General features: G+C 37.8%; 20 protein-coding genes. 19 read left to right on the top strand and 1 reads right to left on the bottom strand.

Going from position 1 to position 12,473, the window contains the following annotated elements:
* Positions 1–50 precede the first annotated feature (50 nt).
* From M5U24_RS16870 to M5U24_RS16845, 6 genes are all read left to right on the top strand, one after another.
* Positions 51–1,679 carry an ATP-binding protein gene (locus M5U24_RS16870; RefSeq protein ID WP_099326749.1) on the top strand — a complete coding sequence of 543 codons (1,629 nt, stop codon included), beginning with the start codon at positions 51–53 and terminating at the stop codon, positions 1,677–1,679.
* Between the two features lie 14 nt (positions 1,680–1,693).
* Entirely contained in the window at positions 1,694–2,881 is a 1,188-nt protein-coding gene (locus M5U24_RS16865) for an ATP-binding protein (protein ID WP_230405665.1), read from the top strand.
* A 157-nt stretch (positions 2,882–3,038) separates the two neighbouring features.
* A complete protein-coding gene (locus tag M5U24_RS16860) occupies positions 3,039–3,854 on the top strand; it encodes a response regulator (protein ID WP_099326748.1) in 816 nt (271 codons plus the stop codon).
* Between the two features lie 448 nt (positions 3,855–4,302).
* Complete coding sequence (locus M5U24_RS16855; protein ID WP_197705262.1) at positions 4,303–4,497, top strand: hypothetical protein; 195 nt, start codon at positions 4,303–4,305, stop codon at positions 4,495–4,497.
* A 61-nt stretch (positions 4,498–4,558) separates the two neighbouring features.
* Positions 4,559–4,825 carry a hypothetical protein gene (locus M5U24_RS16850; RefSeq protein ID WP_099326747.1) on the top strand — a complete coding sequence of 89 codons (267 nt, stop codon included), beginning with the start codon at positions 4,559–4,561 and terminating at the stop codon, positions 4,823–4,825.
* 557 nt (positions 4,826–5,382) lie between these two features.
* Complete coding sequence (locus tag M5U24_RS16845; RefSeq protein WP_197705264.1) at positions 5,383–5,499, top strand: addiction module protein; 117 nt, start codon at positions 5,383–5,385, stop codon at positions 5,497–5,499.
* A gap of 543 nt (positions 5,500–6,042) precedes the next feature.
* On the opposite strand, the gene M5U24_RS16840 is transcribed toward M5U24_RS16845, so the two are convergent.
* Positions 6,043–7,080 carry an IS630 family transposase gene (locus tag M5U24_RS16840; protein WP_099326746.1) on the bottom strand — a complete coding sequence of 346 codons (1,038 nt, stop codon included), beginning with the start codon at positions 7,078–7,080 and terminating at the stop codon, positions 6,043–6,045.
* Between the two features lie 116 nt (positions 7,081–7,196).
* Between M5U24_RS16840 and M5U24_RS16835 the strand changes: the two genes are divergently transcribed.
* The 13 genes from M5U24_RS16835 to M5U24_RS16775 all read left to right on the top strand — a co-directional run bounded on the left by M5U24_RS16835 (position 7,197) and on the right by M5U24_RS16775 (position 12,236).
* Positions 7,197–7,505 (top strand): hypothetical protein, encoded by a 309-nt coding sequence (locus M5U24_RS16835; protein ID WP_099326745.1) that lies wholly within the window; start codon positions 7,197–7,199, stop codon positions 7,503–7,505.
* The gene (locus tag M5U24_RS16830) at positions 7,487–7,762 is read left to right on the top strand and encodes a DUF2283 domain-containing protein (protein WP_197705263.1); all 276 of its coding nucleotides are present in this window, start codon (positions 7,487–7,489) and stop codon (positions 7,760–7,762) included. Before M5U24_RS16835 ends, M5U24_RS16830 begins: the two co-directional genes overlap by 19 nt.
* Positions 7,763–8,055: 293 nt before the next feature.
* On the top strand, positions 8,056–8,277 hold the full coding sequence (locus tag M5U24_RS16825) for an addiction module protein (protein WP_099326744.1): 222 nt from the start codon (positions 8,056–8,058) through the stop codon (positions 8,275–8,277).
* 472 nt (positions 8,278–8,749) lie between these two features.
* On the top strand, positions 8,750–8,944 hold the full coding sequence (locus tag M5U24_RS16820) for a hypothetical protein (protein WP_197705262.1): 195 nt from the start codon (positions 8,750–8,752) through the stop codon (positions 8,942–8,944).
* Between the two features lie 61 nt (positions 8,945–9,005).
* Complete coding sequence (locus M5U24_RS16815; protein ID WP_099326743.1) at positions 9,006–9,272, top strand: hypothetical protein; 267 nt, start codon at positions 9,006–9,008, stop codon at positions 9,270–9,272.
* Positions 9,273–9,749: 477 nt separating this feature from the next.
* On the top strand, positions 9,750–9,971 hold the full coding sequence (locus M5U24_RS16810; RefSeq protein WP_099326742.1) for an addiction module protein: 222 nt from the start codon (positions 9,750–9,752) through the stop codon (positions 9,969–9,971).
* A complete protein-coding gene (locus M5U24_RS16805; RefSeq protein ID WP_099326741.1) occupies positions 9,968–10,273 on the top strand; it encodes a type II toxin-antitoxin system RelE/ParE family toxin in 306 nt (101 codons plus the stop codon). The genes M5U24_RS16810 and M5U24_RS16805 overlap by 4 nt, the downstream gene beginning before the upstream one ends.
* 80 nt (positions 10,274–10,353) lie before the next feature.
* The gene (locus M5U24_RS16800; protein WP_099326740.1) at positions 10,354–10,536 is read left to right on the top strand and encodes a hypothetical protein; all 183 of its coding nucleotides are present in this window, start codon (positions 10,354–10,356) and stop codon (positions 10,534–10,536) included.
* A complete protein-coding gene (locus tag M5U24_RS16795) occupies positions 10,524–10,721 on the top strand; it encodes a type II toxin-antitoxin system RelE/ParE family toxin (RefSeq protein ID WP_197705261.1) in 198 nt (65 codons plus the stop codon). Before M5U24_RS16800 ends, M5U24_RS16795 begins: the two co-directional genes overlap by 13 nt.
* A gap of 75 nt (positions 10,722–10,796) precedes the next feature.
* A complete protein-coding gene (locus M5U24_RS16790; RefSeq protein ID WP_197705260.1) occupies positions 10,797–11,066 on the top strand; it encodes an addiction module protein in 270 nt (89 codons plus the stop codon).
* Positions 11,067–11,160: 94 nt separating this feature from the next.
* Positions 11,161–11,397: a hypothetical protein gene (locus M5U24_RS16785; RefSeq protein ID WP_099326738.1), complete on the top strand. Its 237-nt coding sequence runs from the start codon at positions 11,161–11,163 to the stop codon at positions 11,395–11,397.
* A complete protein-coding gene (locus M5U24_RS16780; protein WP_169702830.1) occupies positions 11,390–11,836 on the top strand; it encodes a type II toxin-antitoxin system RelE/ParE family toxin in 447 nt (148 codons plus the stop codon). The genes M5U24_RS16785 and M5U24_RS16780 overlap by 8 nt, the downstream gene beginning before the upstream one ends.
* 172 nt (positions 11,837–12,008) lie before the next feature.
* Complete coding sequence (locus M5U24_RS16775; protein WP_230408022.1) at positions 12,009–12,236, top strand: hypothetical protein; 228 nt, start codon at positions 12,009–12,011, stop codon at positions 12,234–12,236.
* The last annotated feature ends 237 nt before the right edge of the window (positions 12,237–12,473 follow it).

Raw genomic sequence — 12,473 nt, 5'->3', positions numbered from 1 at the left:
TAAAAAAAAGGTGTTACGCAAAAAATCTATTAAGTAGGAGGAGGATTAACATGATTGAGTTTTTTCAGAATCTCTTTACCCAAGATTTTATGCCTCATGGGCAATGTCTACTATGGAGGCCTGAAATCTTATGGCTATTCGTAATCTCTGACGGCATTATTACCGCATCATACTATTCTATTCCTGTTGCACTATTTTACTTCGTGCGGAGGCGAGAAGACCTGGAGTTTAAGTGGATGTTCGTCATGTTTGGTTTATTCATTTTCTCATGTGGTTCCACTCATTTTCTGGATATCTGGACCCTATGGAGCCCTTCTTATAGGTTTGAAGGTGTCGTAAAGTTTCTTACGGCCATAGCATCCGCATCTACCGCCATAGCCATCTGGCCCCTTATTCCCAAGGCAATTGCACTACCGAGCCCTTCCCAACTAAGAAATGCAAACCTCGAAATGACGCGAGAAATGAATGGACGAAAGAAAGTGGAGAATGAGTTACGCACGTCTTACAAAAACCTTGAAGCTGCTAAACTCTTACAAGAACATGCCAACAGAGCCAAAACTCAATTCCTCTCAAATATGAGCCACGAGTTGCGTACACCGCTCAATGTTATCATTGGCTATACCGATCTTTTAAGTGAGCAATTGCCTGGAAAGCTCAATGAAAAACAGTTAAGATATATCGGTGAAATCAACAGTAGTGGAAAATTCCTGTTGTCTCTTATCAACGATTTGCTTGATATGTCCAAGATAGATGCGGGAGCAATGGAACTCGAACTGGAGGATGTTTCAATCGATGAACTAATTAATGGTATGGTATCCATGATGAGTCGTCAGTTTGTGAAGAAAAAGATAAAAGTGAAAATAATAATTGAACCGGAACTATCAGTTGTGATGGCTGATCTTAGGAAGTGTAAGCAGATTCTTATGAATTTACTCACAAACGCACTCAAGTTTACGCCAAAAGATGGACGGGTTGAAATTTGTGCTGTTAGTGACGGAGACTCCGGAGTCAAAATAGAAGTCAGGGATACCGGGATTGGGATCGCGGAAGATAAGATCGATAAGATTTTTTCTGAATTCTACCAGGCAGAGAATGTGATCGATGAACAACTTGGTGGTACAGGGATTGGGTTGGCCCTAACACGCCGACTGGTGGAACTACATGATGGGAAAATTGGCGTTGAGAGCAAATTGGGGAAGGGGAGTACCTTTTGGTTTACCCTACCACTGAAAAAATTACCGCGAGAAAAATCTTCCGAACAAAAAGAGGTGGGGAAAGTTTTAAAAGAAAATGGTGTATTTCCTACAGGGCGTCGCATACTAATAGTAGAGGATAACGAGCGTAATTTGGCGATGACCGTTGAAATGTTGGAGGTACATAACCACCAGGTAGTAGTTGCCAGAAACGGACAGGAGGCGATTGAGATGGCTAAACAGCATAAACCTGAATTGATTTTGATGGATATTCGGATGCCGGTAATGGATGGCCTGGAGGCAACTCAAAGGCTTCGAGCTATACCAGAATTTGTTAATACTCCTATTATCGCCATGACTGCCAGTACAGGTGCTGAAGCCGAAAAAACTTATCTTGCTAAGGGTTGCACCGCGCACCTGGCAAAACCTATCCATGTAAAGCAATTATATGCGGTTCTTAAAAAGTATTTAAGCGTTGAAAATTAACTAAGGGAAATTTCATGACAAATCCAGCAAGAGTTCTTATCGTTGAGGATAAAAAGACTAGCCGCGATATCCTAAACGAGAGGGTTAATGCACTTGGACATATTTCTATCCCCGCGGAGAATGGACTTTCTGCATTGGCTCAAATAAGAGAACAGCCTCCAGATCTCATCCTGCTTGATATAATGATGCCAGAAATGGATGGATACGAGGTTTTATGTCATTTGAAAGACAGCGCTTCATGGCGTCACATTCCTGTTATCATGATCTCAGCCATCGATGATATGAAAAGTATCATACGGTGTATTGAAAAAGGTGCGGACGACTACTTAACAAAACCTTATAATCCCGTATTGCTCAAGGCAAGAATCGGCTCTTGCTTGATGAAAAAGCGCCTGCATGATCAGGAAGAACAGTATCGCCATCTGCTTGAAAAAAAAGTACAGGAAAAAACCAGTGATCTTCAAAAAACAAATATTGCATTAGAAAAGGCATATAGATTGAAATCTGAATTTTTGGCAACAATGTCGCACGAACTTCGTACTCCGCTCAATGCAATTATTGGATTTGCGGAAGTCTTAAAGGATGGATTGGTTGGACCCATAAATGATGAACAAAGAGAATATGTAGACGATATTTACAGCAGCGGAAAACATTTACTCAACATGATTAACAACGTGTTAGACATTTCAAAGATTGAAGCGGGAAAATTAGAGCTAAAATATGAAGAAATTTGCGTGAAAGAAACAATAGATGACGTATTAAATACGGTGTCAGGAATTGCAAATAAGAAAAATATTACAATAAAGAATACTATCCAATCCGATATACCTACTTTCGTTGTAGATCAATTGAAATTAAAACAAATACTGTTTAATCTTTTATCTAATGCAATAAAATTTACCCCCAAAAATGGTAATGTGTGTATAGACACAACATTGAAAGATCTCTATGTACAATTTGCTATTGCAGATACAGGAATTGGTATAAAACAAGAAGATATAGAAAAAATATTTGAAGCATTCAGCCAAGTGGATTCTTCATTAGCACGGAATTATGAAGGGGCTGGCCTTAGTTTAGCGCTTACAAAACGTTTAGTTGAATTACATGGTGGTGAAATTTGGGTGGAGAGCTTTTATGGAAAAGGAAGTACTTTTACATTTATACTACCTCTACGACCTCCAAATCAAAAGGAAATGGGTTAACACCTTGAAAAGCGTCGTATACTAATAGCAAAGGATAACGAGCGTAATCTGGCGATGACCATTGAAATACTGGATGTAGATAACCTATCCATGTAAAGCAAATGTATGCAGTTATTAAAAAGTGTTTAAGCGTTGAAAATTTGCGGAGGGAAATTTCATGGCAAATCAGGCAAGAATTCTTATCGTTGAGGATAAAGAGTCTAACCGCAATATCCTAAACGAGAGGATTAATGAGCTTGGGCATATTTCTATCCTTGCAGAAAATGGACTATCTGCATTGGCTAAAGTAAGAGAACAGCCTCCGGATATCATTCTGCTTGATATAATGATGCCAGAAATGGATGGATACGAGGTATTGTGTCATTTGAAAGGCAATGCATCTTGGCGTCACATTCCTGTTATCATGATCTCAGCTATCGGTGATATGGATAGTATCGTACGTTGTATTGAAAAAGGTGCGGACGACTACTTAACAAAACCTTTTAATCCCGTATTGCTCAAGGCAAGAATTGACTCTTGCTTGATGAAAAAGCGCCTGCATGACCAGGAAGAGCAGTATCGCAAGCGGCTTGAAGACTATAACTTGGACTTGGAACGTCGTGTAAAAAAGGCGGCTCGTGTTGGTACTCAATATCTTCGCAACTATGTCTCTGATCTCCCCCGAAACTGGGCGGGCATATTAGCAATTATATTAGGAGTGGTGTATATCCTATCTTTTTTTTCATATTTTATCATAGGACTACTTTTATCCGAGGATTATATTCTGGAATATCTCCACAAGTTACATAAGGCAGCAATTGTTTCTTATATTCCCTTAGCATTTATAGTGGAAAGTTACTATATAGTCAGGGGGCTTGGAGAGAACAAGAAACCTTCTGAGTTAATCATTCACGTGTTGGTTAGTTTTTTTCTGTTTTCTATCCTGATCCTTGGAAATCATTTGGCTTTTAAGTGGTGGCTATCGCATATATGAAGAATAAAGTAAAAGAGGCCTAATCTTTAAAGATTGTCCGGGAACTTGGCCGCAAATGAAAATAAGAGGCAGCGCTCGAAGCGCTCAATCATGGACATCGTTCGCTAACCGACAAACAAGAGCGTTTTTAGAAGATTTTCCAGAAGAGACATAAAGCTATACCACGTAAAATTACTTTCATGACCTGATGGCCATCTTGCCTTAAACGCTCTACTATTTGCCGATCTACACTTTCATCTGCCAGACAGTTCAAGCTACCTCCTGAATAGGGAGACGAAGGGGTCGAATCTTTACCATTGACAAATATGTAATTGATAAAGAAGGGTTTGTGCGGTTCTCTGTCTTGATTTGATAATTCACATCCCTCTTCCAGATAAAAAAAACAATTTTTTTATCGCTTTTTGTTTTTATAATAATATAAATCGAAATTCAGACTTATTGGGGGTATATGGATATCAAAGGTAAAAGGCTGCTTAATGAAAGAAAATTCCTTAATTGCGAAAAATTAAGCGACGGGGGCAGAAAATATTGGTTGGAGATAAAAGGAAGGCATGGGTGGAAAGCAAGGTACGTTAAAGAAGTAGATGACAGGGAAGAAACCAAAAATCTTATCAGGAAATTTATGATAGTAATGGAAAATTGATTGAAATCCATGAAAAATATCCTGTGGATAAGGGTCATAAAAGAATGGGGGATGAAAAACAATGATTATATCAAGAAAGATGCTCGCCGGTATGCTTATAAAGTATCTTAACAGGGAGATGGATTTACCAAGTCTCGCAAGTTGGGCAGAAGAAATGATGATGAAAGATGCCGATTTTGAAAATGGGTATTTTGAACTTTTAAGAGATACCCTTGCGCGGATAGGGCTCGCAGATGTACGTGAATTTGGCCTAACATGGGACGATTGCTATGATTACCTGCACAGACTCGGATATGATGTAAGAGTCGAGGTATTTGAGACAATTTAAAAAGGACTTATGATTGAAAAATTGTGAAAAATGAATTCTCAGATAATCTGTAAAGGCGTACTCCAAGACTACAATTAACATGAGAAAAATACCATATCAGATATTAACCGATGAGAATGAGTAGCAGGGCCACCTTGTGATTTTGTTGGTAATCGGTTGATTCAAGGGACACCGTACTTAATTTGGGAAATTTTCATTCTTATTTTGTGGCCCCTTCAGACACCTGAGCGGGTTCAGATTTGCAAACCTAAATCCCCATGAGAGGAACAAAAGGGTCACATCTTAAATATTAAGTAAGAAGCCGAAGGGGTCGAATCTTTCAAATTGACAAATTACACTCGAAATAGACATGTTTTACGACGTGTCTTTGCTATCACGAAAGACTTGGATTGCTTGTAAAATCTTGATAAATAAGCCAAACGCCACAATTTAAAAAAATACATCAATTCCATCAGATGTTTATTATCTAACGGGGGTTGACCAACTGTGGAAAAACAGTTGCTATATAGTGTGAATAAAAAGAAAAGAAATGTTATCATAAAATAGGAGGTAAGAAAGTGCGTGTAAATGATATTCCGGAAATTACAAAACTGAGTACACCAGAAAAAATTCTATTGGTCGAAGACTTATGGGACAGCATCTCTTCGGATGGAATCTATGGTCACTGTCCCTAAGAGCCATATGGATGAATTAGACAGACGGCTCAAAAGACATGAATCAGCCGGTGGGAGGCTTTTATCTATTGAGGAACTTCAAGCAAGAATAGAAAAAAGGAAATGATATAAGAACTGCGTTTCCTTCCCGAAATTGAGGAAGATGTTTTTGGTGGTTATTTATGGTATGAAGCGAAGTCATCCGGACTTGGCGAAGATTTCCTGAGGGTATTTTATGCGGGTGTTGGTGAGATTCTTCGGAATCCACTTCTTTACCCGAAGATTTATTGAAAATTTCACCGTCGTTTACTCAGTGATTTCCGTATGCAATTTACTACCTGATAGAAGACAACAATATAATTGTGTTTGGGCTTTTTCATTGTGCGCGTGATCCCCATTCTATCCGATTAACACTTCAAGACAGAGAACCGCACAAACCCTAACCTTGAAGCCGGATGGGATCGAATCTTTATCATTGGTAAATATTTAATTGATAAAGATGTGACCCATCCCTCTTCTATGTTTTGATTTCAAGGGATAGTTTTGTAGTTATAGTCAAACAAATCAGATTTTCGAAATTTGCTCGCCAATAATTTGAAAATTTTCAGTTAAAAGAGTAGACAATTCATCTGTATACTCGTTAATATTTTTGAAAAAACTTAAACATTTGTTTTTAAACTTCTCATAAGTATCATAATACTTGTTATACAATATTTTTTTGCGAAAGAATTTCCATAATCTTTCAATGAGATTTAAATTGGGTGAATAGGAAGGGAGAAATTTGATCTTTATTCTCGAATTTGCAAGGTATTCTTTGACCAACTTAGACCTGTAATATTTAGCATTATCAGAGATTATGTAAATAGTACCGGCTTGAGCATACCTTGACTCTATTTCATGGAAAAGCTTTATTGTTGATTGAGCATTGATGCTTTCATCTTCCCGGATTGTTACTTCAAAGGTTTCTATGTCAATAGCACCGTTTAAATTTATTCTTTTCCTGCCGGTATTAGAGGGTATTTCCTTCTTTTTGCCTTTCTCTATCCAGCAATATGCAGACGTAGAATTGTGCTGTGGATGAACTCCATCCATAAAAAGTATCTTATCTCCAGGGGCTTTCTCTTCTTTGAGTTGTTTGTAGTTTTCGATAAATTCTTTTTGTTTTTCAGGGTTTGCTTTGCCTGGAACTATTGTGGTTTTCTTGTAAGTAAAGCCTAATCTATCGAGGGTATGTACCATTCCTTCGGGTGTATAGGTCTTATTGAATGTCTGTTTTACATATTCAACAATTTCTTTTGCCGCGCTATAGTTGTTTTTCCTGATATGATCTTTTAATTGTTCTTCTTGTTCGCAAGTGAGTTTTGGCATACAGCCAACATAATTGTCAGATAAAAGCCCGTCGAAACCTTTATCTTTGTATAGTTTTTCGTAATTCCTGATTGTTTGATCGTCTAACAAGAGCGCCTCTGCTACTTCTTCATAACTCCATCCTGAATCAAGAAGAAGTATAGCTTTGATTCGGTCGGCATGACGTCTATGAGGCTCTTTCTTATGTGCTTTTTTAAATTCTATTCGGGTTTTTTCACTGAGAAATGGATTCATGCAGAATTTAATACTCTAGAAACAATTCAAATGCAAGAAAAAAACAGGTTCTTCTAAAAATAAATGCTTTTTACTATATTACGAAGATGGATATTTTGAGGTAGAATAAGGGAGTGATGGAAATAGTAAAATCAATTAATGGTGTTCCAATCAGACTAACTGATGAGCGATGGGTTCACATAGTAGAAAACCATGATGATTTGGCAGGCTATTATGATGAAGTTCTAAATACTATTGAATCTCCTGATTATGTTGTTAAGGGTTATGCACAAGCACTGATCGCCCTGAAAGAATCAGGGGAAAACCGATTCCTTGCTGTTGTTTATAAGGAAACCAGTAATGATGATGGTTTTATAATAACTGCATATTTCACAAGTAAGATAAAACTTGAAAGAGAGGTGATTGTATGGCAACAACAAAAATAGAAAATACTTTAAAGGAAGTCTATGGGCTTGTTTCCCATTTCATAAAGATGCCGGAAACAAAAATGTGGGTGGATTACGACAAAGAAGCCGATGTTCTTTACATCAATTTTAAAAGACCCCAGAAGGCAACTGATTCAGAGATGCTTGAAAACGGGGTGTTGCTGAGGTATAAAGAAACTGAATTGGTTGGAATAACCGTATTGGAGGCTTCAAGAGGTAAAAGAAAGGAGAATACCTGCGGTAAGGGGATATGTTAGAGGCACATCAAGAGGGTGGAAAACTCATATTAACGGGGCCAAAGGGGTCGAATCTTTCAAATTGACAAACTACATTCGAAATAGACATGTTTTACGACGTGTCTTTGCTATCACGAAAGACTTGGGTTGCTTGTAAAATCTTGATAAATAAGCCAAACGCCACAATTTAAAAAAATACATCAATTCCATCAGATGTTTATTATCTAACGGGGTTGACCAACTGTGGAAAAACAGTTGCTGTATAGTGTGAATAAAAAGAAAAGAAATGTTATCATAAAACAAGAGGTAAGAAAGTGCGTGTAAGTGATATTCCGGAAATTATAAAACTGAGTACACCAGAAAAAATTCTATTGGTCGAAGACTTATGGGACAGCATCTCTTCGGATGAATCTATGGTCACTGTCCCTAAGAGCCATATGGATGAATTAGACAGACGGCTCAAAAGACATGAATCAGCCGGTGGGAGGCTTTTATCTATTGAGGAACTTCAAGCAAGAATAGAAAAAAGGAAATGATATAAGACCCCCCCCCCCCCCCCCCCCCCAAAAAAAGAATGTTTGTGTTTTTTTTTTTTAAAAAAAAAAAAAAACCACGCCCACCGGAGCAAAGGAGGGTTTTTTTTTTTTTGGGGGGGGGGGGTGTTTTTTCGCACCCCCCCCCCCCCCCAAAAAAAAAAAAAAAAACCCCCCCCCCCCACAAAAAAAAAGTTCGCCCAAAAACTCCCCCAAAAAAAAAAAACAACCCAAAAAATTTGTGTGTTTCTTTTTTTTTGGGGGGAGCCCCCCCCCTCCCCATTAAAAACCCAAAAAAAAAAAACCCCCCAACCCCAACCCCCAAACCGGGGGGGGGCGAATCTTTACCATTGACAAAAATGTAATTGATAAAGATTTGATAATTCACATCCCTCTTCCGGAGAAAAAAACAATTTTTTCATCGCTTTTTGTTTTTACAATAATATAAATCGAAATTCAGACTTATTGGGGGTATATGGATATCAAAGGTAAAAGGCTGCTTAATGAAAGAAAATTCCTTAATTGTGAAAAATTAAGCGACGGGGGCAGAAAATATTGGTTGGAGATAAAAGGAAGGCATGGGTGGAAAGCAAGGTATGTGAAAGAAGTAGATGACAGGGAAGAAACCAAAAATCTTATCAGGAAATTTATGATAGTAATGGAAAATTGATTGAAATCCATGAAAAATATCCTGTGGATAAGGGTCATAAAAGAATGGGGGATGAAAAACAATGATTATATCAAGAAAGATGCTCGCCGGTATGCTTATAAAGTATCTTAACAGGGAGATGGAGTTAACAAGTCTCGCAAGTTGGGCAGAAGAAATGATGATGAAAGATGCCGATTTTGAAAATGGGTATTTTGAACTTTTAAGAGATACCTTTGCGCGGATAGGGCTCGCAGATGTACGTGAATTTGGCCTAACATGGGACGATTGCTATGATTACCTGCACGGACTCGGATATGATGTAAGAGTCGAAGTATTTGAGACAATTTAAAAAGGACTTATTATTGAAAAATTGCGAAAAATGAATTCTCAGACAATCTGTAAAGGCGTCCCCCAAAACTACAAATAACATGAGAAAAATACCACACCAGATGTTAACTGATGAGAATGAGTAGCAGGGCTACCTTGTGATCTTGGTTGCTTCAGGGGACACCATACTTAATTTGGTAAATTTTCATTCTTATTTTGTGACCTCTTCAGACACCTGAGCGGGTTCAGATTTACAATCCAATGTCATTAAGTTAAGGATTATTTGAAAACAACCCCCTTTATCCCCCTTTTCTAAGGGGGACTTTTCTGGCTGGTAGCTTAACTTAAGAGAGCGCGAAGGGGTCGAATCTTTACCATTGACAAATATGTAATTGATAAAGATTTGATCCCATCCCTCTTGATATACAAGTTGTAAAGTTTATTATTTTACAATCCCTAAATAAGTTTGTAATAAAAGGTATAAGAAAGGAGAAAGAGTATGGCAACGATTAACAAAGAGCTTGAGGCGAAAATAAGGTCTTTGTCGGATATTGAGAAGCTTAAACTTGTCGATTCAATCCTAACGCAGCTTGACAGACCAGACCCGGAAATCGACCGTATCTGGGCTGAAGAAGCAAGGAATCGCTGGCAGGCGTACAAGGCAGGCAAATTAGAGACAGTTTCTTATGAAAATGTGATGAGCAAACATAGAGCCAGATGAAAATTCGCTTTCTAAAACCAGCACAAGCAGAGGTTGACGATGCAGTTTTATGGTATGATTCCCAATCTTTCGGTCTGGGTACACAATTTCTTGATGATTTAGACAGGGCTGTTCGAAGGATAGTTAGTTATCCATTGTCATGTCCAGCAATTGAGCCAAATCTCAGGCGCTGCCTGCTTTCAAGATTTCCATATGGACTTATTTATGGTGTTGGCGCCGATACAATTATAGTTGTGGCCGTTTCACATCTCCATCGTGAGCCGAGATATTGGATTAATAGAATACTTAACGAAGGTAAATAAGTTGTAGAGAGCGAAAGGATCACATCTTAAAGATCATTATGTAATATGCTATTATAAACAACAATTCAGGAGGAACAATTATGATTCCAAAAGAACAAGTACTTAAAGCAATTCAAGATCTTCCACAAGATGCTTCTATTGAAGACGCTATGGAAAAATTGTATCTCATTTATAAAGTAGATAGAGGTATTAAACAAGCTGATTCAGGGCAAAAAATTTCTCATGAGGAAGCAAAAAAGAGAATGGAAAAATGGTTAAAGTAACATGGACAGATCAAGCTTTAGATGATTTGGACTCTATTTGTCTCTTTATTGCGCGTGACTCTATTCAATATGCAAAGTTGTTTGCAATTAGAGCATTTGAGGCAACAGATCGTCTTGAACTCTTTCCAAAATCAGGCAGAGTTGTTCCCGAAATAAATCGTGAAGATATTAAGGAAATTTATTAGGTAACTACAGAATTATTTATCGTATAGTTGCTGAGGAAGTTGAGGTTCTTACTATTCATCATGGAGCAAAACCCGTTGAATTTAATACCTGAATCTTGCACAAGAGAGAAAAAAAGAGAGCGCGAAGGGGGTCGAATCTTTACCATTGACAAATATGTAATTGATAAAGATTTGATTTCATTCCTCCAGATTGATAGCCCAGACCCGGAAATCGACCGTATCTGGGCTGAAGAAGCAAGGAATCGCTGTCAGGCATACAAGACAGGCAAATTCGAGACAGTTTCTTATGAAAATGTGATGAGCAAACAGTCGTCATGTCGCACTTGTGACACCCGAAAACGATGAAAATTCATAAGCACTTGTATAATCAGCACTTAATTTTGAATTTTCGAGTTTAGCAAGATTGATAGAAAATAAAGTAATCATAAGGGAGGGAATTATGCGTAAATCAATTGTGATAAACGAAGATCAGTTATTTACTGATTTTAAAAAACTATCCACAGAACGTAAAAAAGAAGTGGCAGATTTCATTGCCTATCTTAAAGTTAAAGAAGAAATCGAAGTTACAAAGGAAATTCTCAAAGATAAGGATTTACTTAAAAGTATTATGAGAGGTGATGAGGATTTTAAAGCAGGCCGATTTAAAAAGTGGTCTGAGGTAAAAGAGAATGTATGAAGCCCTCATTTCGCATGAAGCAGGAAAATATTATAAAAAACAGGATAAAGGTACTAAGCGAAGATTAAATAAATGCATAGACGACCTCAGTAGAGAACCGCTTTTCGGACAGCATATCAAGAAACTATACGGTGAACTTGAAGGGAAACTTAGATATCGAATGGGCAATATCAGAATTGTGTATGAAGTCAATATTAAAGACAAAACCATTGAGATTAAATCCGTCAGGGGCAGAGGAGATATTTTACAAATAAGGGTCACAGATAGATGGGGGATCACCTTGATACCTCTGTTATCAAGTTCCTTTTTGCGGATGATGTGCCAGAATTCCGGAGAGCGAGAGACGAGAGACGAAGGATGTCCGTCGTCTCTCGTCCATCATTCGTCGTCCCTCATCGTGCGGAAAACAGCGCTATTATTGGAATTTTCGAAAAACTAAAGTGTTACAGAATATGTCGTTTGAGGAGAAGCGGGTGTATTTAAGGTAACGTTCGAATGGGATGAAAGCAAAAACCCGGAAAATCAAAAAAGGCATGGTCTTTCATTCGAACTTGCACAACATGCATTTTTAGATCCTCATCGTATAATTGCAGAAGACATAACCCACAGCCATGACGAAAAAAGATATTATTGTTTTGGAAAAGTTGGAGAAGGTTTCATCACAGTACGATTTACATATCGTAGTTGCAAAATACGTATCATTGGTGCCGGATATTGGCGCAAAGGGAGAAAAATTTATGACAACGAAAACAAAAAATAAAATTAAATATACTGATGAGCCATTGGGAGAAATTCGTATTATCGACGATTTCTTACCATCTCCGGAGGAACTAGGATAACGTTTCATTAAAATATCTACATTGATACCGTCATTGCGAGCGACAGCGAAGCAATCTTAAGTCTTTTGGGAACAAGAGATTGCTTCGTCGCTCCACTCCTCGCAATGACATTTTTTTACGTACACATTTTAACGAAACGATGTACTAGTATTTAAAGAAGATAATATCAAAGTTACTATTACACTGAGTAAGACCAGCGTTGATTTTTTCAAAAAAGAGGCAAAAAAACATAAAACT

Source organism: Candidatus Kuenenia sp. (assembly GCF_027493735.1).
GTDB lineage: Bacteria > Planctomycetota > Brocadiia > Brocadiales > Brocadiaceae > Kuenenia > Kuenenia stuttgartiensis_A.
This window is presented reverse-complemented; position numbering and strand designations above follow the sequence as displayed.

Coding starts and splice junctions, on each gene's coding strand:
- M5U24_RS16870 (WP_099326749.1), top strand. CDS start 51: ATGATTGAGTTTTTTCAGAATCTCTTTACCCAAGATTTTATGCCTCAT.
- M5U24_RS16865 (WP_230405665.1), top strand. CDS start 1,694: ATGACAAATCCAGCAAGAGTTCTTATCGTTGAGGATAAAAAGACTAGC.
- M5U24_RS16860 (WP_099326748.1), top strand. CDS start 3,039: ATGGCAAATCAGGCAAGAATTCTTATCGTTGAGGATAAAGAGTCTAAC.
- M5U24_RS16855 (WP_197705262.1), top strand. CDS start 4,303: ATGGATATCAAAGGTAAAAGGCTGCTTAATGAAAGAAAATTCCTTAAT.
- M5U24_RS16850 (WP_099326747.1), top strand. CDS start 4,559: ATGATTATATCAAGAAAGATGCTCGCCGGTATGCTTATAAAGTATCTT.
- M5U24_RS16840 (WP_099326746.1), bottom strand. CDS start 7,080: ATGAATCCATTTCTCAGTGAAAAAACCCGAATAGAATTTAAAAAAGCA.
- M5U24_RS16835 (WP_099326745.1), top strand. CDS start 7,197: ATGGAAATAGTAAAATCAATTAATGGTGTTCCAATCAGACTAACTGAT.
- M5U24_RS16830 (WP_197705263.1), top strand. CDS start 7,487: ATGGCAACAACAAAAATAGAAAATACTTTAAAGGAAGTCTATGGGCTT.
- M5U24_RS16820 (WP_197705262.1), top strand. CDS start 8,750: ATGGATATCAAAGGTAAAAGGCTGCTTAATGAAAGAAAATTCCTTAAT.
- M5U24_RS16815 (WP_099326743.1), top strand. CDS start 9,006: ATGATTATATCAAGAAAGATGCTCGCCGGTATGCTTATAAAGTATCTT.
- M5U24_RS16810 (WP_099326742.1), top strand. CDS start 9,750: ATGGCAACGATTAACAAAGAGCTTGAGGCGAAAATAAGGTCTTTGTCG.
- M5U24_RS16805 (WP_099326741.1), top strand. CDS start 9,968: ATGAAAATTCGCTTTCTAAAACCAGCACAAGCAGAGGTTGACGATGCA.
- M5U24_RS16800 (WP_099326740.1), top strand. CDS start 10,354: ATGATTCCAAAAGAACAAGTACTTAAAGCAATTCAAGATCTTCCACAA.
- M5U24_RS16795 (WP_197705261.1), top strand. CDS start 10,524: ATGGTTAAAGTAACATGGACAGATCAAGCTTTAGATGATTTGGACTCT.
- M5U24_RS16785 (WP_099326738.1), top strand. CDS start 11,161: ATGCGTAAATCAATTGTGATAAACGAAGATCAGTTATTTACTGATTTT.
- M5U24_RS16780 (WP_169702830.1), top strand. CDS start 11,390: ATGTATGAAGCCCTCATTTCGCATGAAGCAGGAAAATATTATAAAAAA.
- M5U24_RS16775 (WP_230408022.1), top strand. CDS start 12,009: ATGACGAAAAAAGATATTATTGTTTTGGAAAAGTTGGAGAAGGTTTCA.